Raw genomic sequence first — 21,405 nt, 5'->3', positions numbered from 1 at the left:
GTCGTGCGGCTGCGCAACAGCCAGCTTTTTGGTCGCATCTTCGCAGTAGGCCGAGACAAGCACGGACTTGGGTAAGGGACCGCGGGGGCGGGATAACGGACTTCACGGTATGGCAATGAAAATGCGGAGTAGACTTTCATGGACCTTGAAGCCGCCATGTTGGGACACTCCACCAATGGAACTCGCAGTCGGTCGCTCGCTATTCCCCCTCAACCCGCCTACACCCGCTAATAGGGCATCCAGCCCATAGATCGGAGCCCGTCATGGCCAAGGGCCAGAAAAAGTCGAACAAGGAAATCCGCAAACCCAAGGCGGAAAAGCCCAAGAAGCAAAACGCCTCCAATCCTTCTCAGAAGGAAGGGGTCGTTCGGGGCCTCGACAATATGAAGTATTAGCCCTGCACCGATGAGCGGCCTTCGCATACTGGTCGATGCCGACGCCTGTCCCGTCAAGGACGAGGTGTACAAGGTCGCCTGGCGGCGCGGCGTGCCCGTGACGGTGGTCAGCAACAGCTATCTGCGTGTGCCTGAACATCTCCTCATTGAGCGCGTGGTGGTTGGAGACGGCTTCGACGCGGCCGACGACTGGATCGCCGGGGCCGCCAACGGCGCGGCCGTCGTGATCACGAATGACATACTGCTGGCCGATCGCTGCCTGAAAAAGGAGGCGGTAGTGATTGCGCCGACGGGCAAACCCTTTACCCCCGCCAGCATCGGCGCGGCGATCGCGACGCGCGCGATCATGGCCGACCTGCGCGCCGGGTTCGATGGGATAATGGGCGGCCCGCCGCCCTTCACGAAAGCCGACCGCTCGCGTTTCCTGCAGGCGCTGGACGAGGCACTGGCTCGGCTGACGAGAGGCTAGCCTAGCCTGGTCCGATTCGCTCGCACCCGCTTCCCGTAAACTGAAACGGCGCGCCTAGCGGCGGCCTCGGGCGTTGCAATGCGGCCGCTGACGAGGGCGCCGGCTAATTCGAAAGCCGCCTCGACCTTCTCGGCGACCATCCGCTCCACTTCGCGCTGGGCGCCCGGGCCGCCCGCCATCATCCTCCAGCCGCGAAGCATCATAACCGTCCCCGCGTCGGCCCATAGCAGCGAGGCGTCGGCTGCCATGCGCGCCCAAGCGGAGGAGTCGGCAGGTGACGCGGGCTTGCGGCGGGGCATGGCGATCCTTTGCGTTTGGGAAGAGCGGGTCCAACGCGCCGCGCGGGTAAATGGGGCCAGTGTCGCGTGCTTAGTCGTGCTCGCGGCCGTTCGCGCCGATGTATAGCTCGTTGCCGCCCTTGCGATAGCGATCGCTCATCTCGGCCATGCCGGCTTCGGCGGCTTCCGGCGTCAGCGCCTCCTCCGCGCTTTTCGCGTTCTGCTTCGCCGCGAACTCCCTCACTTCTTGGGTGATCTTCATCGAGCAGAATTTCGGACCGCACATGCTGCAGAAGTGCGCCGTCTTCGCGCCCTCCGCGGGCAGCGTCTGGTCATGGTATTGCTCGGCCGTGTCGGGATCGAGCGACAGGTTGAACTGGTCGCGCCAGCGGAATTCAAAACGGGCGCGGCTGAGCGCGTCGTCACGCAGCTTGGCGGCGGGATGGCCCTTGGCAAGGTCGGCGGCGTGGGCGGCAAGCTTGTAGGTGATGACCCCGACTTTCACATCGTCGCGGTCGGGAAGACCGAGGTGCTCCTTCGGCGTTACGTAGCAAAGCATCGCGGTGCCGTACCAGCCGATCATCGCGGCGCCGATGCCGCTGGTGATATGGTCGTAGCCGGGCGCGATGTCGGTCGTTAGCGGCCCAAGAGTGTAGAATGGCGCTTCGCCGCACGCCTCCAGCTGTTTGTCCATATTCTCCTTGATCTTGTGCATCGGCACGTGGCCTGGGCCTTCGATCATAACCTGCACATCTTGGTCCCAGGCGCGCTTGGTCAGTTCGCCCAGCGTGTAGAGCTCCGCGAACTGCGCCTCGTCATTGGCGTCGGCGATGCTTCCGGGGCGAAGGCCGTCGCCTAGGCTATAGGCGATGTCATAGGCTTTCATGATCTCGGTAATCTCGTCAAAGCGCTCGTAGAGGAAGCTCTCCTTGTGGTGGGCGAGGCACCACTTGGCCATGATCGACCCGCCGCGGCTGACGATGCCGGTTACGCGGCTGGCGGTCAGGGGGACATAGGGCAGGCGGACGCCGGCGTGGATGGTAAAATAGTCGACCCCCTGTTCCGCCTGCTCAATCAGCGTGTCCCTGAAGATTTCCCAAGTGAGGTCCTCAGCGATGCCGCCGACCTTCTCCAGAGCCTGATAGATGGGGACGGTGCCGATCGGCACGGGCGAATTGCGGACGATCCATTCGCGCGTGTCGTGGATGTTGCGGCCGGTGGACAAGTCCATGACCGTGTCCGCACCCCAGCGAATCGACCAGACCATCTTGTCGACTTCACTCGCGACATCGGAGGCGACCGCGCTGTTGCCGATGTTGGCGTTGATCTTCACCAAGAAATTGCGGCCGATCGCCATCGGCTCGGATTCCGGATGGTTGATGTTGCTGGGGATGATGGCGCGGCCGCGGGCGACTTCGTCGCGGACGAATTCGGGGGTGATCTCATCAGGGATGCTAGCGCCCCAGCTTTCGCCATCGCGAGGGCGGTTTAGGGCATTGTTGGCGCGGACGAGATTCTCGCGGATCGCGACGTACTCCATCTCCGGCGTGATGATTCCACGACGGGCGTAGTGCATCTGGCTGACGTTGCTGCCCGCTTTGGCACGGAGGACGCGGCGGCGGACATTAGGGAAGGGCTGGACGCCGCCGCTACGGTCGGGGCCGAGTTGTCCATTGTCCTCGGGGCGGACCTCGCGCTGCTGCACCTCTTCGACATCTCCGCGTTCGCGGATCCAATCGCGGCGAAGCTCCGGCAGGCCGGCCATGATGTCGATGCGTTGATTTGGATCGGTGTAGGGGCCGCTGGTGTCGTAGACGTTGAGCGGTGGCTCCCCGCACGATGGCTCCAGGTCGATGGCCCGCATCGCAACCCGGATGCCGTCCCGGCCTTCGACAAAGACCTTGCGGCTTCCCCGGATCGAGCCGGTCGTGACGTTGGGATTAGTAATCTTCGGATCAACGTCAGCCATCTCAATCTCCAAAAGCGGAGGGATGGCGGGTGACCCGTCATCCGCTCCCTACACCGGTGCTAGCCGGATCAGGTTCGACGGGTCGCAGTCATGAACTGCCTCTCAGCCGCTATCGGCTCCCCGGGGATGCGTAGGCGTTTAGGCCTGCCGGCCGCCCGCGTCTAGCGGCCGATCGGCGGGGTCGTCTTGGCCGCCGGCTTCTTCGCCAGCGCGGAGGCGGCGGCATTCTGCTCGGCGATGCTGATCGTGCCATCCTTGTTGGCGTCCAGCTTGGTGAAGTTGGCGAGGGTCGGAGCGCGGAACTCGTCCTTGCTGATCGTGCCGTCCTTATTGCCGTCGAAGCGGGCGAGGAACGGCTTGGCGTCCGGATCCTTGATAGTCGGCAACTTAGCGCGCGCGTCGAACTCGGCGCGAGTGATGGTACCATTGCCGTCCGTATCGAACTTGGCGAAGGCGGCGTCGCGCTCCTTTTTAATGACCTCCAGCTCGGCCTCGGCACTGATTTTCAGGCGGGAGTTGATTTCGGCCGCGGTGACCTTGCCGTCCTTGTCGGCATCGAGATTGGCGTAGTCGGCGTCGAGCTTGGCCGATAACTCGGCCTTGGTGATCGGCTTGTCTTCCTCTGCAGGAGCTTGCGCCAAGGCCAAGGCGGGGATCGCCGCCAGAGTCAGGGCGGCGGTCAGGCGTGCGAACATGGATTGTCCTTTCGAAATGCTTTGGCCTCATAATGGCCCTTACGCGCCGAGTGCCGCAAGGCGCCTTGCGGCAATATGAACCGGGGATGGGGCAAGGAGCGGCTTGACCTTTGCAGCGAGCGCGGGCTTCACAGGCAGCGAATGTCCAGACTTTCCCATCTCGACCGGCTGGAGGCCGAGAGCATCCACATCATGCGTGAAACGGTCGCGGAGGCGGCGCGCCCGGTAATGCTGTACTCGATTGGCAAGGACAGCGCCGTGATGCTGCATCTCGCGCGCAAGGCCTTCTATCCCGCGCCGCTGCCCTTCCCGCTGCTGCACGTCGATACGACCTGGAAGTTTCGCGACATGTATTCCTCGCGCGACAAGGTCAGCGGCGAGGCGGGCATCGAGCTCATCACCTACAAGAACCCGGAGGCGGAGGCGAAGGGTATCAACCCGTTCGACCATGGGCCGCGGCATACCGACATGTGGAAGACCGAAGGTCTTCGGCAGGCGCTCGACATGTACGGGTTCGACGCGGCGTTCGGCGGCGCCCGGCGCGACGAGGAGAAGAGCCGCGCGAAGGAGCGGATTTTCTCGTTCCGCTCGGCCAGCCATCGGTGGGACCCAAAGCGACAGCGGCCGGAGTTGTGGTCGCTCTACAATGTGCGGAAGTCACCCGGGGAATCGATGCGGGTATTCCCGCTGTCGAATTGGACCGAGCTCGACGTGTGGCAATACATCATGGCCGAAGGGATCGAGATCGTTCCTTTGTACCTGGCCGCGCCCCGGCCGGTGGTGGAACGGGACGGCCTGCTTCTGATGGTCGACGACGCGCGGTTCCGGCTGCGCGACGGCGAGCGGGTCGAAACCCGGTCGGTGCGCTTCCGGACTCTAGGCTGCTATCCCTTGTCAGGCGCGGTCGAGAGCGACGCCGACACGATCGAGAAGGTTGTTCAAGAAATGCTGCTGGCGACGACGAGCGAGCGGCAGGGCCGAATTATCGACCGCGACGCGGGCGACGGGTCCATGGAGAAGAAGAAGCAGGAGGGCTATTTTTAGATGGCCTTCCGTGCAGACGAGCGCGACCTCATCGCCGCCGACATCGGCGCCTACCTTGAGCGGCAGAAGGCGAAGGAGCTGCTGCGCTTCATCACCTGCGGCAGCGTCGATGACGGTAAGTCCACTTTAATCGGCCGGCTGCTGCACGATTCGAAGCAGATTTTCGAGGACCAGATGGCGGCGCTGGAAAGCGACAGCCGGCGGGTCGGGACGCAAGGGTCGAACATCGATTTCGCTCTGCTGGTCGACGGCCTTACAGCGGAGCGCGAACAGGGCATCACTATCGATGTTGCCTATCGCTTCTTCGCGACGGACAAGCGCAAGTTCATCGTCGCCGACACGCCGGGCCACGAGCAATATACGCGCAACATGGTCACCGGCGCCTCGACCGCCGAGCTGGCGGTGCTGCTAGTCGATGCGCGCAAGGGCGTTCTGGAACAGACGCGGCGACACTCCATCCTGGCGCAGATGGTGGGAATCCGGCGCTTCGTGCTGGCGATCAACAAGATGGACCTAGTCGACCACGACGCCGACTTGTTCGCCGCCATCGTCGCCGACTACCGGGCGTTCGCCGACCGCATCGGTATCGACCAGTGGATCGCCATTCCCGTGTCAGGCCTCAATGGCGACAACATCGCGGCGCGCAGCGAGGCGATGGACTGGTACGACGGACCGACGCTGGTCGAGCACTTAGAAACGGTGCCAATCGACAGTGAATCGGATGAGGCCAAGCCGTTTCGCATGCCGGTGCAATGGGTCAGCCGGCCAGACCCGTCGTTCCGGGGTTTTGCCGGGCAGGTAGCGAGCGGTCGCATAGCGCCGGGCGACGAGGTGCGCATCCTGCCGTCGGGACGGACATCCACCGTCGCGCGCATCGTGACCATGGGTGGCGATCTTGATGAAGCGGTTGCCGGGCAGTCGGTGACGCTGACCCTGGAGGACGAAGTTGACTGTTCGCGCGGGGACGTCATTGCCGCCGCCAGCCAAGCGCCCCACGCAGCCGACCAGTTCGAAGCGACGATCGTCTGGATGGCGGATGAAGAGATGGTGCCGGGCAAAGGCTATTGGCTGAAGCTGGGCACCCAGTCTGCGACGGCGACGGTGGCCCACCCCAAATATCAGCTCAACGTCAACACGCTGGATGAGCTTGCAGCTAAGACGCTGGACCTCAATGCCATCGGCGTCGCCGACCTGACCGTCGACCGGCCTATCGTTTTCGAACCCTATCGGGACCAGCACGACGGTGGGCCCAATCGGGCGCTAGGCGGCTTCATCCTGATCGACAAGCTGACCAATGCGACGGTCGCGGCAGGCATGCTGCATTTTGCGCTTCGCCGGGCAGAAAACATCCACTGGCAGGCTTTGGACGTCAGCCGTGAAACCCACGCCCGGCTAAAAGGGCAGAAGCCGGCAGTGCTTTGGTTCACGGGTTTAAGTGGCGCCGGCAAGTCGACGATCGCCAACCTCGTCGAGAAGAAGCTGGTGGCCCTTGGCCGTCACACCTTTCTCCTGGATGGCGACAATGTGCGGCACGGGCTCAACAAGGATCTCGGCTTTACCGAGGCTGACCGCATCGAGAATATCCGCCGCGTCGGCGAGGTCGCTAAGCTGATGGCCGATGCGGGCCTGATTGTCCTGACCGCTTTCATCTCGCCGTTCCGGGCAGAGCGGGAGATGGTGCGTCGGATGCTGCCAGACGGCGAATTCATCGAGGTGTTTGTCGACACGCCGCTCGCCGACGCCGAGGCCCGCGACGTGAAGGGACTCTATGCCAAGGCGCGTGCAGGCGAGCTGCCCAACTTCACCGGCATAGACAGTCCCTACGAACCGCCCGAACAGCCCGAACTTTGGATCGACACGGTGAAGATGACGGCTGAGCAGGCGGCCGATGCGGTGATCGACCTGATCGAGCGGCGCCGCTAGCGTGGCTGCGCGCCACCCGCTTTCATTTCGGCCGCGCTGACGACGCCATCGCGATTGGTGTCGAGCCGGTCGAAATTGGCGAGCATGGCGGCGCGATGCTCCGCCATGCTGACCTGCCGGTCCCGGTTGCCGTCCATTCGTCCCAACATCAGCGCGGCATTGGCGGTGTTTGGCGGCGGATTGTTGAGCTTGTCGAACTCCTGTGGAGTGAGCTTGCCATCCTTGTCGGTATCGAGCTGCGCGAACAGTGTCGTGTTGCGCCGGCTGGCGGCGGTCGAGGCCTCGGCGCGTTGCGACGCCTCGATCTCGACGGTGCTTAGCTGGCCGTTGCGGTCGGTATCGATCGCCCGAAACTGGGCGTCCATGTCAGCAGTGAAGCGGGCGCGGCTGATTGATCCGGTTTGAGCAATGGCAGCCCCTCCGAGCATCAAGATCATTGCAGTGTGAATCCAGCGCATGGCAAGCTGATACCAAGTGCGGGTGGATGCTGGCTAGAAGGTATAGGCGAGGCCCACTGCGGCGAGCCATTGGCTGGCGCTACCGCGAAGATCGACGATCGGCGAATCCTTGAAGTCGCCCGCCAGTCGTGAATAGCTGCCGGTGCCGAAGAGTGACAGACCGCTTGTCAGGTCGCCGGAGAGCGACTGGTTGACGAGAAGGCCCAGCCGCCAGCTCTTGAAGCCGCCGTCGGCGTCGTAAACCGGCAGGGTGCTAGCAATCGAGTCCGTGGGTGAGATCGAATAATAATAGTCGGCATATCCGCCGCCGGCCCATTCGGCGCTAAGGGATGCTCCAACATAGGTGTGGCGCGACAGAGGCGTCCCAAAATCGATTGTCGGTGTGACAACCGTCGATTCATGCGCATTGCCGACATCCTTCACCACATCGACGCGGAAACTGAGCGAGTCATAAGGGTTTGTCAGGCCGTGGTAGGTGACGCCGGCGAAGCCGCCGACCTCGAACGCTGTTTCCCGCTCAGGAAGCGCGTCGACAAAATCATCCTTGATCTTGCCGGTGCGGTTGAGGCGCGCGCCGACAATGGGGCCGACGTCGAATTCCAGCGCATCGTCGCCGCGCCCGACGACATCGACATAAAGGTAGGTTGCGCGGGTGAAGAAGCTGATGCCGCTGACGCGGCCGCGGATCGCTCCCGCCGGGATGATCCGGTAATCGTCGGACCCTTCGTAATCGGGGATATAGGCGGCGCCCGCACCGATGGTGACGGTATCGCTCTGGTCGTTGGGATCGGGCAACGCGGAATCGCCGGACTGGGCTAGCGCCGGCATCGCGAACAGCAGGGCCGCCGTGGCGGCAATGGATTTTAACATGAACAAGCCTTCCCCTATTATCGGGCGGCTAGCGCTCGGAAAGCCCCATTGTTCCCGAGCGTCAGTCCCCCTGCCCGGGCTCTGGCGAGAAATACTTCTCATACTTGCCTTCTTCGCCCTTGTGCTCGTCGGCGTCTTCCGGCGTCTGGTTGTTCTTGCGCGTGACGTTGGGCCACTGTGCCGAGAAGGTCGCGTTCAGCTCCAGCCACTTTTCCTGGCCGCTTTCGGTGTCGGGTAAGATCGCCTCGGCCGGGCATTCCGGTTCGCACACCCCGCAGTCGATGCATTCGTTGGGATTGATGGCGAGCATATTCTCACCCTCGTAGAAGCAATCCACCGGACACACTTCGACGCAGTCCATATATTTGCAACGGATGCAGGCGTCGGTGACGACGTAGGTCATGGCGTATTGGCTCCCTTGAACTTGAGCAGTCGCTAAGTCGCGGCGCTGCCCGCGTCAATCTCCTCATAATGAGCGCGCGCTTCAGCCGGCGGACCCCGACGGGCCGGAATGGCCAGCACTCGAATGACGCGAACCGTACCGTGAAGAGGCATGGCAATGATGTTGCCGACACGCACATCCTCGGCCGTCTTGGCGACGCGCCGCCCGTCCAGCCTCACATGCCCCTCGTCGATCAGCGCTTGGGCGAGGCTGCGGCTTTTCAACAGCCGAATGAAGAATAGGTAGCGGTCGAGACGCACCGGCGATTAACGCTTGAGACCTGCCAATGCTGCAAAAGCGTTGCCTGGTTTTGGTCCCTGTGGCGCGCGGCGGCGCGGCCGGCGCTGGCCGCGCCAAGTCCAGGCCTCGCCCGATGGAACGAAGCCAATTTCGGCCATCAGGTGGCGGATGGTCGGCTCGTCGAGACCCAGGCTGGTCGCAAGCGCCGCATCGACAGGGTCGCTGCCGCCATGTTGACGCACCTGGTGCGCATGCGACGCCAGCCGATCGGCAAGGTCGATGCGGAGCCAGGTCGCGCCCAATCGGCGGAAAGCGAGTGCCGCGCCACGCGGGTCCGCCGATCCGTCTAGCGTGGCGGCGGACGCCTCGGGCAGGCGCGGCATTGCGGCCCCGGCGCGAACCGCGAGCAACGCGCCACGCCACTGCTGGGCTGCGGGCTTGAGCAGCGACTGGACATAAATATCAAGCGCGCCGAGCCGGACGCGAAGACGGTGCAGCGTGTGTCGGTCGACCTTGTCGAGAGCCGCCAATTGCGCCGCCATGGTCCGGCGCGGAAGGATTCCGCCGGCGTCGACTAGCATGGCAGCGAGCGCGCGGACGCCAGGGCTGGCGGCCGGATCGATGGCCGTGACCGCCAAAGTCTTAAGGGCAGGCAAATGGCGAGCGACCTGGCTTTCGATCCAGCGCTCGAGCCGCGCCCGCAGTGTGGCGCGGCGCGTCGCGGACAGCCGATCGAGCGGCCGTGCAGTGCGAACCGCCGGCTCCATCAAGGACCGTCCGGGCGCCAGCCGGGCAAGGACATGCTCGTTCCAGCCGATGCCGAGGCTGCCGGCCTCCTCGACCAACTGGAAATCGGTGTCAGGCGCATCGCACAGGGCAGCGGCGCGGCGGTCCAATTCGTCACCGAGGCGCCGCTCGGCGGCAGCGAGCAGCAGGCGCTTGTCGGCGTGGCGAGCTGAGGGATCGACGCGAAATTCAAAGCCTGCCAAATGGCCAATCGGCTCCGGTCCCACGCTGACCTCGCCGTCGGCCGCGACGGTGACGGGCAGGGCGTCCGCACCGCGCGCGCCAATGTCTCGGACCAGGACTGCAGTACGCCGGTCGACAAAGCGTTGGGTCAGCCGTTCGTGAAGTGCATCGCTCAGCCGGCCCTCTACTGCGCGGGTACGAGCGGCCCATTTGGCGGGATCGGCGAGCCAGTCTGCGCGCTGCGCGATATAGGCCCAACTGCGGATACCAGCGAGCCGGTCGGCTAGCGCCTCGATATCGCCCTCCACCCGGTCGAGGCGCGTGACTTCGGCCGCGAACCACTCGTGCGGGATATGGCCTCCCTCGCTGATGTAGCCGTAGAGGCGGCGAACCATGCGCGCGTGGTGCATCGGCCCGACCTTGCGGAAGTCGGGAAGACCACAGACCGCCCAAAGCCGCCGCGCCTTGACGCCGCGCGTGGCGGCGATCGCGGGATCCTCCGCGATCAGCTTCAACACCGCGAGATCGATTGCCAGCGGCGCGCTTCGCAGGAGGGGGTCTTCGCTCCGAATTTCGAGGCTGCGAATGAGGTCGGCTACGGAGGTGAAATCAAGGTCGGAGTTTCGCCAATAGAGTGAATCGAGCGGGCGGAAGCGATGCTCTTCGATCGCGTTGATTTCTTCTTCGCTAAACTCCGGCGCGCTGTCGCCGCCGAGGCCGAGCGTGCCGAAGCTGCCGTCGCGCTGGTGGCGGCCGGCGCGCCCCGCAATCTGCGCCATCTCGGAAATGGTCAGGCGTCGGTCGCGCCGGCCGTCGAACTTTTCGAGGCCAGCGAAAGCAACGTGCGTCACGTCCATGTTGAGGCCCATGCCGATCGCGTCGGTAGCAACGAGATGATCCACCTCGCCGCGCTGGAACATTGCGACCTGAGCGTTGCGGGTGGCCGGGGACAGAGCACCCATGACAACGGCGGCCCCGCCCTTGAAGCGGCGCAGCATCTCGGCAAGTGCATAGACCTGCTCCGCGCTGAACGCGACGATGGCGGAGCGTGGTGGCAGGCGGGACAGCTTGGTCGCGCCGGCGTAGCGTAGTGTTGAAAAGCGGGGCCGGCTGACGATTTCCGCGTCGGGCAGCAATTTGCGAATGAGTGGCCTCAGCGTGTCGGAGCCGAGGATCAGCGTTTCCTCCCGGCCCCGCGCGCGCAACATGCGGTCGGTAAAGACATGACCGCGCTCCGGATCGATGCCGAGCTGAGCCTCATCGATCGCCGCGAAGGCGAAGTCGCGGCCACTATCGTCGGGATGTTCGGCCCAGCCCTTGATTGGCATGGATTCGGCGGTCGTCAGGAAATAGCGCGCGCCCTGCGGGACGATGCGCTCCTCCCCAGTGATCAGCGCGACTTGGTTGGCGCCCTTGATCTGGACCACGCGATCATAGACTTCGCGGGCGAGCAGCCGGAGCGGAAACCCGATGACGCCAGACGAATGGGCGCACATCCGCTCAATCGCCAAGTAGGTCTTGCCGGTATTGGTCGGGCCGAGAATGGCCCGGAGAAGGCCGTCACCAGGGGCGGGCATAACAGCAATCTTGGCACGCGCGCGCGGAAGCGCAAGCGCTTAAGTGTCCGATGTTTAGGGGACTTTAACCCTTTTTAACCATGATGGCGGGAGAGACCGGGAACGAAGGACGGCTTTTCTTGCTCGACATGCGCGCACAGTGGCGAAACGCCGAGGCAACGGCCGTTGCCGGGCCGCATGTCGCAAGGTTCGGCCGCCGCCGGAAGAAGCTGCGCGATATCGACCTTGTCGTCGACCTGGCCGAAGAGCCGCTGTCCAAACGCTGGTGGGGCGGCGTCGCGACGCTTAGTTTCCTGTGCGCCCTCGTCGCGGTGCTTGCGCCCGCACCATTCGAACCCCTGCCTGCCACCGGGACTAGTTTCGTAGGCGGCGCTGAGGCGGATCAGTTTCGCGAACTGGCCATTGAACCGACGAGTGCTGGATCGGGGACAGGAGGGCGCATGGCCGCCAACTCCCTGGTGGAACCGCTGGCGGTAGCGCCGGACCGGCCGAGTATCGACTTGTTTGCCCGACTGGGTAGTGGCGACACGGTCGACCAGCTGCTGGCGCGCGCGGGCGCAAGCTACGTCGAAGCGGGACAGGCGGCGCGGATGATCATGTCCGCCGCAGGGGGCAAGGTCTCGCCCGGTACAAGCCTCTCGATCCGGCTAGGAAGACGGAGCCCTAACGGCGTCCGCCCGATCGAGCGCATCGCGCTTCGGGCCGGACTCGATCTTAACCTTTTCGTCAGCCGCTCGGGAGACGCATTGACGATTTCCGCCAGCCGGATCGCGGTGGATTCGACACCTCTGCGGGTTAGAGGGCGCGTTGGTGACGGACTCTACTGGGCGCTGCGGGCGGCGGGCGTTCCGTCGGCCTCGGCAAGCGAATATCTTCGTGCACTCGCGACGCAGATCGATGTCGGCAGCGAGGTCGCGCCGAACGACCAGTTCGACCTGATTATCGCTAACCGCCGGGCTGCAACGGGCGAAAGTCAGGCGGGGCCGCTGCTCTACGCCGCGATCGACCGGGCGGCCGGAAAGCCGGTCAGGCTGATAAAGTGGACGTTGAACGGCCGAACAGACTGGATGGACGTCAACGGCGCCGGGCGGCAGGTCGCGACCATGGCCTGGCCGGTCGCGGCGCGGATCACGTCAAGCTTCGGTCTTCGGGTCCACCCAATCCTGCGCTTCGCCAGAATGCATCGCGGAATTGATTTCGGCGCCCATTATGGCCAGCCAATCGTGGCCGCCGCCGACGGGCAGGTCAGCCGCGCTGGCTGGGCAGGCGGCTATGGTCGGCAGGTCCGGTTGGCGCATGGTGGCGGATTGGCGACAAGCTATAGCCACATGAGCCGGATCATCGTCGAACCAGGCAGCATTATTCGGCAGGGACAGGTCATCGGCTATGTCGGGTCAAGCGGCCTGTCGACCGGTCCGCACCTTCATTACGAGGTGCATCGCAATGGTGTCGCGATCAATCCGATGGGCGTGAAGTTCGCTAGCCAGACTGCGCTCGGCGGAGCAGAGCTGGGCAAGTTCAAAGCGCGGCTGGCTCAGCTGATGGCGATTGGCGGGAGAAGCTAAGACGAACCGTCCGACAGCTGTCGCCGCGCGAGTCCGATGGCGGCGGCGACGAACGCAATGAACAACATGCCTTCCAGCGCGCCGCTGATGGCGTGTACCCATGGGCCGAAACCATCATCGCCAAGCAGCCGGCCGAGATGATCGAAGCGCAAACGCGATGCAGGAAACTGGCCCGACAAGAGATCGAGACTCCCGGCCATTAGCCGTCCGCCGGTCAGGATGATGAGAAGGCCGGTTGTCGCGCCGACGGCGGCTGACGCAGCGACGCTGCGACGCAGGCGCTGTGCTCGCCAGCGACCCGCCAGCCATGCCCCGATCCCTGCGGCTGCGCCGAGCAACGCGCCTTCGTATGCGCCGGTGATATTCCCGGGTGACTGGCCAAGGAGAAGGCTGAACGCGTCCAGCCCGAGCAGCTTAACGATGGCGCCGACCAGCAAGCCGCCGACCGCGCCGCCCGCAATGCTGGCAGGGGCAGAACTACGCAGAGAGTCCGCGGCGGCGATGCCGAAGGACACGCCCGCCCCGCCGATCAGCCCAACCAAGGTTGTCAGTGCAATGAGTACGAGGAGGACCGACGCCCCGCCAAGCCCCGCTTGCAGCGGCTGGGACGCCGCGAGGAAGCCGTAGATAATTCCGCCGAGTACGCCCGCCAGGCCCCCGCCGATGGTTCCTGCGGCGCCGACCAGCATAGGTCGTGGCAGGCCGCGGTGCGCCGAGAGGGCAAGCGGAACCGGGCTTTCCGTTCCGTCGACCTGCCCGATGAAGCGATAGCCATGCTTCGGAACTGTTTCGATGAAACGCGGCGACGTGGCGCTATCGCCGAGGGCGCGGCGCAGTGTGCGGATGCACTGGGTCAGCGCTTCGTCCGTGACAGGTACGCCGTTCCAGACTTCGTCCAGGAGGCGGGCCTTGGTCATCAGTGTCTGCGGCTGGCTGACCATCAGAGCCAGCGCGTCGAAATAACGGGCACTTAATTCGACCCGTCGGCCGTCGCGAGCCAATTCTCGGTTGGCCGTGTCCAGCGTGAAGGCTTCAAACCGGTATTGCTGCAACGCCAAATTCCCACGCCTCTCGGAGAGGTGCAGAATGACGGGTAGGCCGGGCAATTCAAGGCTTGGCGTAACCTTCGTTAGCTCAACCCGGGTCTCTACCCATGATATTGGCCAGATCGGCGACTCCAGCGGGCAGGAAGCGTTTGCTGACAGTCAAGATCAAGTAGGAGAATATGCGAGTCTTCATCGGATGCCTGCTAGCCGCGACGCTGGCGTTTCCCGCGCCTGCTGGCGAAATCACAGGCAACTGCAGGGAAGTGAACAACCGGGGACAGTCGGAATGCTCGTTCTCCGGCTATAACGATACGCCCGACGGTTTCTGGATCGAGGTCGCGCCGGACGTCTTTGTCCAGATCGACCCGGGTGGCCGGACCCAGTCTTACAGGTCGTTCTTTGCGCAGTATGATTGGTTCGATAGCCCGAGCAATCCGGACGCCCGTCAAGGGCCGTTCCCTGGCAATTTGTGCAATCCGACGCACTCTGAATAGCGCGCGGCTTCCTGTAGCGGGCGTGCAACTATCCTGTGCCGAAACAAGCCCGTAGCGATAAGTGCGGGAACGAAATCGCTCGACCACTCATTGTCTCCATCGCGAAACGTGATGGAGCGGTTGCCGATGCGCGGTGACACTTTGCTGGTAGTCGAAGATCAGCCTCTGCTTGCCGAGTTCATGACGACCGTCGCGGAGGATGCCGGCTGGAAAGCTGTGTCCGTCACCACTCCCGAAGAATTTGAGCGGGCACTGGATCACCATCACCCCGATGCCATCGCGCTCGACCTTGCAATGCCCGGGTGCGACGGCGTGGAGATGTTGCGTTATTTGAAAGCGCGAAAATACGACGGGAAACTGATGATCGTGTCCGGCTGCGATGCGCCGGTGGTCGAAGCGTCCGGCGTGTTGGCCAAGCATCACGGGCTCGACTGCGTCGGCTGCTTCCAGAAGCCGCTGACCTCGCAGGACCTTCGGAACATTTTGGCGCGGATTTAGCGGCGATCAGTTGCAAGGGCGTCGCCCCCACGCGGGAGCGAGGCCCTTACTTTACGTCACAGACAAACTATCTGCCGTGTCCGCGCCACCGCTTCACAGTCCGCGAGATGATTCCCTCTTCATCACCGGTTTCCCGCCAGGCGGCGGCGAAGCTGGGATCAGACGAGGCCGGACGTTTTTCAGGCTCCAGGTCGTCGAAGCGGACGCGAATCGGAATAGCAACGCCTTCGCCGCAGACGATGCACTCGCGGTTGCGAAGCGCCGGAATGGCGTCGAGGAAGCCGCGCGCGCCTTCCGGCATGGCGGCACGGACGCACGCTTGGTCGCGGTCGTTGTTCAAGCGCATCGAGATGATGGTACCGCACTGCGACAGAACGCCTTCGGCAAGGTCGGACGGGCGCTGCGTAATGAGGCCCAGCGACACGCCGTATTTACGACCTTCCTTGGCGATACGTTCCAAGATCTTGCGCACGGCCTGGCCGCCGCTGTTTTCATCTTTGGGGACGTAGCGGTGCGCTTCTTCGCAGACGAGCAGCAGCGGGCGCTGCGCCTCGGTCCGCGACCAGATAGCATAGTCGAATACCATCCGGGCGAGCACCGACACGACGACGCTAGTGACTTCGGACGGAACGCCCGACACGTCGACAATCGAGATGGGGCGGCCGTGGCTCGGCAGGCGAAACAGCTTCGAGATAAAGCTGCCCATCGAGTCACTGACAAGCATGCCGGAGAACATGAAGGTGTAGCGCGGATCGGCGCGAAGCTCGTCCAGCTTGTTCTTCAGCCGCTGGTAGGGTGTGGTGTCGCCGGCCCGGTCCAGCTTGCCCATCTCCGCGACCAGGATCTGGTTGAGGTCGGTCAGCAGGTAGGGGATCGGCGAATCCACCGTCACCTTGCCATACTGTTCCGACGACTTGGACTTGGTCCGCGCGGCGAGCAGGCACTTGGCCAGGATGTCAGCGTCGCGTTGCCTTTCCGCGCCATCGGTGGTCAGCATCACTTCGCAATGTTCTTCGAAGTTCAGCAGCCAATAGGGCAGCTGGAGATTGTCGACGTTGAAAAGCTCGCCGCAGCTTTTGAACGCGGCCGAATATTCGCCGTGCGGGTCGATCATGACGATATGACCTTCGGGCGACAGCTGCGAAATTCGGTGCAGGATCAGCGCGACCGAGGTCGACTTACCGGTACCGGTCGAACCCAGGATAGCAAAATGCTTCGACAGCATCGGGTCAACGTAGAGCGTGCCGCGGATATCCTCGGTCGGGTAGACGGTGCCGATCTCGACGTGCGGTTCATCGCTGGCGGCGAAGATGGCGCGCATGTCGTCGGTGGTGACGGGCATGACGGTCGCGCCGGGGATCGGATAACGGGTGACACCGCGGCGGAAGCTGGACAGGCCGCCGTCGCCCCGCTGGCTGCCTTCGCCAAGGAAGTCGACGTTGGCGATGACCGTTCCGGCCTCGTCGCCGGCGCGAAGCGTGCGGACGTTGGCGACGAGCCAGTTGTCGCCGACCTTTACCTTCACCTGGCTACCGACCTGGCCGGACATGGCAACGCTATGGTCGCTACTCGACTGCATTTCGAGGAGGCGTGCGGCATCCATAACGACGCGCGAACCGGAACCGGCGATTTCTAGCACCTGGCCAATCGGCGGAAGCGCAGCACCCGACGCTGAATTGCCGGCCGGTGCATCCGTGTCGGCATAATTGTTCAGTTCATCAAGAAACTGCTTCAGGCTCGGTTGATCGGTCATTGCTTACGCCACCCCTTGACGGTGAATGTCTTCAGGGGCGGAATAAGCGAATTCGGTTAAAATTGGCTTTAGGAGCGCCGGCGGAAGGCCATGGCGGCCGCCCAGCCGAGACCGAGCGACAGGATGACGGCGGCCAAGCCGTAAAGGAAACTGTGGCGCGTGGCGGCCAGCGCAATGAAGCGCTCAAAGCCGGACTTGCCGATCTCGATCTCGCGCGTGGCAGCGGCGATTACCTTGCCGTCGGCAACGAGAAAGGTTTCGGCGGTGTAGGTGCCGACGGGAACCTGGCTGGGGATTGAGATCCGTGCCCGGTAAAGCACGCCCTCGCTAATTTCGACGCCGGTCGGATATTCGGCGAACAGCCCCTCACGCTTGCGAAGGTCGAGCAACCCCGCCTCGAAGCGCCGTTCTTTTTCCGGAAGCGCGCCGCCACCGGTGGAGAGCTGAAGGTCCTGCAGGCCTAGTTCGTAGATAGCCGCCGTGCGTTCATCGACCAGATTGCGCACCGGTTCCGAAGAGGCGACCGCGTAGAAGCTGGGCGCGGAGCTGAAGCGGTTGCTGTCCGCATTCATCCAGATGCCGGCGATCTTTTGCTTTTCGCGTAACAGGATGGGCTGCACCGGACCCTTCAAGACGACGATGACGTCGGCCGGCCGGCTGGGCACTCGCCCGCCGGGATAGAGAATTGCGCCAAACAGCAGCAGCTGGGCTCCGGTAAAGCTGTAGCGGATCTCGATCGACCGTGCAGAAATGTCGGGCACCAACCTGGGCTGGCTCTGCGCCATCAGCAGCGGCGCTAGGCCGAAGAGGAGCAGCGCGCGCCTCACAGATATTCGACCGTGAAGATTTCGTCGGGCCGCCACGCAAGGCCGAGCAGCATGCGAATGGCGACGAGTAGGATAATGCTAGCGAGGGCGAGGCGCAGGTAGTCAGGCTTCAGCCGTGTCGCGAGGACTGCGCCATATTGCGCACCGATCACGCCGCCGACCAGCAGCAGTGCGGCGAGGACGATGTCGACCGACTGGGTGGTCATGGCGTGAATCATGGTTGTTACGGCGCTCACCGCCAGGATCATGACCAAGCTGGTCCCGACGACAACGCGCGCAGCCATGCCGAGGATGTAAATCATCGCGGGGACGAGAATAAAACCGCCGCCGACGCCGAGCAGGACTGTCATGATTCCGGCGAGGAAGCCGAGCGCTAGCGGAGCGAGAGGCGACAAATAGAGTCCGGACGCGTAGAAGCGCCAGCGGCCCGGCAGGCCGGCAACCCAGCGGTTGTGACGCGGTCGGTCCTTCGGCGCTTCCAGCTTGATCCAGCCCAGCGCGACCATCGCGTCCTTGAGCATCAACGCACCGATGCCGCCGAGAAGAATGACGTAAAGAAAACCGATTACGAGGTCGATCTGGCCCGACGATTGCAACAATCGGAACAAGCCAGCGCCGACCAGGCTTCCGAACGCGCCGCCGACGATCATCACCCCGCCCATTTTCAGATCGACGCCGCCCCGTCGCATATGCGCGTAGACGCCCGACACGGAAGCGCCCGTAATCTGCGTCGTCGCCGAGGCGACGGCGACGGTGGGCGGGATGCCGTAGAAGATGAGTAGCGGCGTGGTCAGGAACCCGCCGCCGACGCCGAACATTCCGGACAAGAGGCCAACCAGCCCGCCAAGCAATATGATCAACAGGGCGTTGACCGACTGACCGGCAATGGGAAGATAAATATCCATAAGGCGTTTGGCCGGACGCTAGCCGGAAAAACGCGACAAAACCAAGGCGGGCGCGGTTCCTGGTTGAAAGTCGCTATCGAGGGTCACTCCCCTCGTAACGTCGCGGCGTCGGTCGGTGGGCACCATACTGCATGAAAGGAAAGTGACCACGAAACCGGTACGAAGTATACGTTGGGGCGGCGCCAACTTCGACGTAGATGACTGCGGCAGAAATGACCGCGCTCGCACACGCAAGACCCACGAAATGAAGAGTTAACCCTTCGGCGCTCGCGCGAACACGGTTGCTGTAGGACAGTAAAACTTTTCATGTTACCGCCTGCATAAAGTTCGGGGCTCGCAGTGAAATCCACTTCATTATCCGGCCGCGTTGGCAATCATCGCTGGCTTGCCGCGCCAATCTTCATCTGCCTCTTAATGCTTGGCGCTGGCATTTCCACCCATGCATTAGGCGGTCCAAGCCCGTTCGATCTACTAGACGACTACTTCCGTGGTTCAATGGTAGTCACGTTGACTGCACTGATGATTTGGGTGTTCTATCGAACGTTGCAACTTGCCTATGCGAGAGAGCTGGAACCCACGCGCTCGCTTTGGACAGAGCTAAAAACTAAACTGCCGATGCAAGTTCTTCCGCTTATCGTTTTTCCAGTATTTCTAGCGTCCTTTACGGCAACGAAATCAGCCATATTGCCGCTGGTCGGCTTTAGGTTCGACCATACCTTCGCGAATCTAGATAAGGCGGTATTTGCCACAGATCCGTGGAGAATAACTCACTCAATGTTTGGGCCGCTGTCAACAGGGGTTATTCAAGCGATTTACGTTCCTATTTGGGTTGCTGCTTTAGCTTATTCTCAGTCTCTCATCACTTTTTTTGGGACTATTCGTACCATTGGCGTCTTTTACACCGCTATGCTTTTAACCTGGTTTGCGGGTGGATTTGTTACAGCCTATCTCTTGTCCGCCGCAGGTCCCATATTTTCCCACTTGATTGATGCGAAACTCGGAAGTCGGTTTGAGCCGTTGAAGGATCGGCTTGCAAATCTACTTGATGCCGAGGCGCCATTTCTTAAAGGACCACAATATTTGTTGGAAGGTGTCAGTTCCCCTCAGGCATATTATGGCGGGGGAATTTCGGCCATGCCATCGATGCACGTTGCTGCTGTCACAATCTTCGTCTTGGCGGCGCGCCGAACGGCGTGGTTCATTCCGTCTTGCGTCTTTGCAGCGGCGATCGTGGTGGGCTCCATCCATAGTGGCTATCACTATGCCATCGATGCGCCGGTAGCGGCCATTATCGCCTATGCGTCATGGCAGCTGGCTGAGAGATGGACGCCAACTAGTCTGTGATAGGTGATCGAACTGGAGCAACGAAAGTTTTGTCTATCCGGTATAGAATTGCGTCGTGTGTACGCCATACTGGTACGAGCCCGGGACGCGCGCGCATTTTATAGTCCGGCGGATCGATCATCCAGATAAAGTCGAAGGCGTCGCGAGGGATGGCTCGCAAGGCAGCCTTTGGGCTATGATCATACTCCAACGGGCGCTCGGAGATTTCCTCGGTGTGGGCGATGCAAGCGTCGGAATAAATGAACGTAGAGCGATCGTCGACAAAGTAGCGTGCCTTTGGATAATTGATGCGAAGGAGTTGTGCGCCAGCAGCCTGCCACTGGTCGTTTGAAAATCCTTCGCGCCGAATGACGACGAACGATCCTAGATGAGTGTGGCGCGGCATAGCCCAACGTTCGCTGCAATAATCGCCGGTCAGTGTGGCGACGGCGGATCCCTTCGGGATATGGGCGAGCGCCGTTAGCCAGCGTCGCGCGTCAAGGTCCGCAATGGCAAAGCTGATCGTATTCCCCCCCAGCCTCAACAGCATAAAAGCGAGTCCGAGCCAGGCCAGCCAGCGGTCGCCTGTCAGCCCATCGCAACGGACCCGGATTGCGAGCACCGCGGTCATGAACATCAACGGTGCCAAACGCATGTCAGCATAGGCTGAACCGAATACACGCGCAGGCATGATGAAAAATGTCACGGCCAATATGACTGTGGGAATTGTCAACTTACGTGAGCGTTCGAGGCGTTTGTCAAAAATTGACGCACCGATCAGCACAACGGCCGCACCAACGCCGAAACTGTCCCAGATCAGCCAACGATCTCGCAACGTCGCCACAAGGGCAAATAGCTTTGCGAGAATATGGAAGAATTGATCCGTTTCGCCCGCAACGGCGCCGGTTCGCCAGAGCAGCATCAATAGCAAGGGCAGTCCCAGCGATGACATCGCCAAAACCGACCGAAGCAAGGAGGAACGCCAATCGGAGCCTTCGTCGCGCTGTCTGACTAGCTCAGACGAAAAGGCGAGCAGTCCGAGTACCCCCCACCCGAACGCGTGGGTTATCCAGAGCAGGCAAGAGATTGGAAGGAAAAGGGCTGCCCGCAGGCCGAGCTTTGCCGAGTTGGCTAGGCGTAGCCAGTATCCAAAGGCAATCAGAGCGAATGCCAACGATAGGGAAAAGTTGATGAAACCGAAGTTGAACGGGTAGCCGTAGATAAAAGGGACAGCAAACATGATGGTCGGTGGGACGCGGCCGTGGATTTCCCGGGCGATCCACATGAGGCCGACGACCGTAAGCGGCGGAATAGCGATGACGATGAGCTTTACTGCCAGTTCAACGCCTATGAGCGGGCCGAGAAATTCGACAAGAAGGTCGACGCCGAGATTGCCAATCAAGGCCCAGTTAAATTCGAAATAGCGCTGAAGATGCTCCGAATGATCTAGGTCAAGTTGGACCCGGAAGCGGCCCATATGCCCGGGCACATCGACCAGCGGGGGTGTCTGCGGCCACAGCAGCGGCGTCGCCGACACGATAATCAGAAAAGCGCAAAACCAGCGCCTTTCCCACCAGTCGGCGTGCCTCATCCCTGCCTCCCCCGCGACAAGGGGTGCCATCGACCGCCGCCCAATTCAACCCGTTCGCCGCTGCAACGGAACTA

At 62.6% G+C, this 21,405-nt stretch carries 21 protein-coding genes and 1 riboswitch; of the genes, 8 read left to right on the top strand and 13 right to left on the bottom strand.

Annotation, left to right across the window (positions count from 1 at the left end; translation table 11 throughout):
* Positions 1–263: 263 nt before the first annotated feature.
* On the top strand, positions 264–395 hold the full coding sequence (locus D3M59_RS12335) for a hypothetical protein (protein WP_267896927.1): 132 nt from the start codon (positions 264–266) through the stop codon (positions 393–395).
* Between the two features lie 10 nt (positions 396–405).
* Positions 406–864, top strand: a complete 459-nt coding sequence (locus D3M59_RS05880; protein ID WP_119532434.1) for a YaiI/YqxD family protein — start codon at positions 406–408, stop codon at positions 862–864.
* On the opposite strand, the gene D3M59_RS05875 is transcribed toward D3M59_RS05880, so the two are convergent.
* From D3M59_RS05875 to D3M59_RS05865, 3 genes are all read right to left on the bottom strand, one after another.
* Complete coding sequence (locus tag D3M59_RS05875) at positions 861–1,163, bottom strand: hypothetical protein (RefSeq protein WP_233543153.1); 303 nt, start codon at positions 1,161–1,163, stop codon at positions 861–863. The genes D3M59_RS05880 and D3M59_RS05875 overlap by 4 nt on opposite strands.
* A 70-nt stretch (positions 1,164–1,233) precedes the next feature.
* Entirely contained in the window at positions 1,234–3,111 is a 1,878-nt protein-coding gene (thiC, locus tag D3M59_RS05870) for a phosphomethylpyrimidine synthase ThiC (protein ID WP_119532429.1), read from the bottom strand.
* Between the two features lie 27 nt (positions 3,112–3,138).
* A riboswitch (TPP riboswitch) is annotated at positions 3,139–3,244 on the bottom strand.
* Between the two features lie 28 nt (positions 3,245–3,272).
* The gene (locus tag D3M59_RS05865) at positions 3,273–3,806 is read right to left on the bottom strand and encodes an EF-hand domain-containing protein (protein ID WP_119532427.1); all 534 of its coding nucleotides are present in this window, start codon (positions 3,804–3,806) and stop codon (positions 3,273–3,275) included.
* A 75-nt stretch (positions 3,807–3,881) separates the two neighbouring features.
* Between D3M59_RS05865 and cysD the strand changes: the two genes are divergently transcribed.
* Positions 3,882–4,850, top strand: a complete 969-nt coding sequence (gene cysD, locus D3M59_RS05860; protein WP_119532425.1) for a sulfate adenylyltransferase subunit CysD — start codon at positions 3,882–3,884, stop codon at positions 4,848–4,850.
* Positions 4,851–6,773 (top strand): sulfate adenylyltransferase subunit CysN, encoded by a 1,923-nt coding sequence (gene cysN, locus D3M59_RS05855; RefSeq protein WP_119532423.1) that lies wholly within the window; start codon positions 4,851–4,853, stop codon positions 6,771–6,773.
* Here the strand turns inward: cysN and D3M59_RS05850 are convergent.
* The 5 genes from D3M59_RS05850 to D3M59_RS05830 all read right to left on the bottom strand — a co-directional run bounded on the left by D3M59_RS05850 (position 6,770) and on the right by D3M59_RS05830 (position 11,329).
* Positions 6,770–7,231 (bottom strand): CREC-EF hand family protein, encoded by a 462-nt coding sequence (locus D3M59_RS05850; RefSeq protein WP_119532421.1) that lies wholly within the window; start codon positions 7,229–7,231, stop codon positions 6,770–6,772. The two genes, cysN and D3M59_RS05850, sit on opposite strands and share 4 nt — an antisense overlap.
* Before the next feature lie 33 nt (positions 7,232–7,264).
* Positions 7,265–8,101 (bottom strand): MipA/OmpV family protein, encoded by an 837-nt coding sequence (locus D3M59_RS05845; protein ID WP_158581960.1) that lies wholly within the window; start codon positions 8,099–8,101, stop codon positions 7,265–7,267.
* Between the two features lie 61 nt (positions 8,102–8,162).
* Positions 8,163–8,504 (bottom strand): ferredoxin FdxA, encoded by a 342-nt coding sequence (gene fdxA, locus D3M59_RS05840; protein WP_119532417.1) that lies wholly within the window; start codon positions 8,502–8,504, stop codon positions 8,163–8,165.
* 32 nt (positions 8,505–8,536) lie between these two features.
* On the bottom strand, positions 8,537–8,803 hold the full coding sequence (locus D3M59_RS05835) for an RNA-binding S4 domain-containing protein (RefSeq protein ID WP_119532415.1): 267 nt from the start codon (positions 8,801–8,803) through the stop codon (positions 8,537–8,539).
* A 6-nt stretch (positions 8,804–8,809) separates the two neighbouring features.
* The gene (locus tag D3M59_RS05830) at positions 8,810–11,329 is read right to left on the bottom strand and encodes a helicase-related protein (protein ID WP_119532413.1); all 2,520 of its coding nucleotides are present in this window, start codon (positions 11,327–11,329) and stop codon (positions 8,810–8,812) included.
* Between the two features lie 128 nt (positions 11,330–11,457).
* Here D3M59_RS05830 and D3M59_RS05825 point away from each other — a divergent pair, with 128 nt between their 5' ends.
* On the top strand, positions 11,458–12,894 hold the full coding sequence (locus D3M59_RS05825; RefSeq protein WP_233543180.1) for a M23 family metallopeptidase: 1,437 nt from the start codon (positions 11,458–11,460) through the stop codon (positions 12,892–12,894).
* On the opposite strand, the gene D3M59_RS05820 is transcribed toward D3M59_RS05825, so the two are convergent.
* The gene (locus tag D3M59_RS05820; RefSeq protein ID WP_158581958.1) at positions 12,891–13,952 is read right to left on the bottom strand and encodes a winged helix-turn-helix domain-containing protein; all 1,062 of its coding nucleotides are present in this window, start codon (positions 13,950–13,952) and stop codon (positions 12,891–12,893) included. The genes D3M59_RS05825 and D3M59_RS05820 overlap by 4 nt on opposite strands.
* Before the next feature lie 167 nt (positions 13,953–14,119).
* Between D3M59_RS05820 and D3M59_RS05815 the strand changes: the two genes are divergently transcribed.
* Both D3M59_RS05815 and D3M59_RS05810 read left to right on the top strand, forming a co-directional pair.
* Entirely contained in the window at positions 14,120–14,434 is a 315-nt protein-coding gene (locus D3M59_RS05815; protein WP_119532407.1) for a hypothetical protein, read from the top strand.
* Positions 14,435–14,560: 126 nt separating this feature from the next.
* Positions 14,561–14,932, top strand: coding sequence for a response regulator (locus D3M59_RS05810; protein ID WP_158581957.1), 372 nt, complete (start codon positions 14,561–14,563; stop codon positions 14,930–14,932).
* A 67-nt stretch (positions 14,933–14,999) separates the two neighbouring features.
* Here the strand turns inward: D3M59_RS05810 and D3M59_RS05805 are convergent, their stop codons facing one another.
* The 3 genes from D3M59_RS05805 to D3M59_RS05795 form a co-directional block, all read right to left on the bottom strand.
* Positions 15,000–16,685, bottom strand: coding sequence for a helicase HerA domain-containing protein (locus D3M59_RS05805; RefSeq protein ID WP_119532403.1), 1,686 nt, complete (start codon positions 16,683–16,685; stop codon positions 15,000–15,002).
* A 68-nt stretch (positions 16,686–16,753) separates the two neighbouring features.
* Positions 16,754–17,470, bottom strand: a complete 717-nt coding sequence (locus tag D3M59_RS05800; RefSeq protein WP_233543151.1) for a TIGR02186 family protein — start codon at positions 17,468–17,470, stop codon at positions 16,754–16,756.
* A 38-nt stretch (positions 17,471–17,508) separates the two neighbouring features.
* Positions 17,509–18,417: a sulfite exporter TauE/SafE family protein gene (locus D3M59_RS05795; RefSeq protein ID WP_119532401.1), complete on the bottom strand. Its 909-nt coding sequence runs from the start codon at positions 18,415–18,417 to the stop codon at positions 17,509–17,511.
* Between the two features lie 339 nt (positions 18,418–18,756).
* Between D3M59_RS05795 and D3M59_RS05790 the strand changes: the two genes are divergently transcribed.
* Positions 18,757–19,761: a phosphatase PAP2 family protein gene (locus D3M59_RS05790; protein WP_147416710.1), complete on the top strand. Its 1,005-nt coding sequence runs from the start codon at positions 18,757–18,759 to the stop codon at positions 19,759–19,761.
* Here the strand turns inward: D3M59_RS05790 and D3M59_RS05785 are convergent.
* Positions 19,751–21,361 (bottom strand): hypothetical protein, encoded by a 1,611-nt coding sequence (locus D3M59_RS05785; protein ID WP_147416709.1) that lies wholly within the window; start codon positions 21,359–21,361, stop codon positions 19,751–19,753. The two genes, D3M59_RS05790 and D3M59_RS05785, sit on opposite strands and share 11 nt — an antisense overlap.
* Positions 21,362–21,405 lie beyond the last annotated feature (44 nt).

This window comes from Sphingomonas edaphi, from assembly GCF_003583725.1.
Taxonomy (GTDB): domain Bacteria; phylum Pseudomonadota; class Alphaproteobacteria; order Sphingomonadales; family Sphingomonadaceae; genus Sphingomicrobium; species Sphingomicrobium edaphi.
Note: the sequence above shows the minus strand (reverse complement) of the source record. Positions and strands in the feature narration are given on the sequence as shown.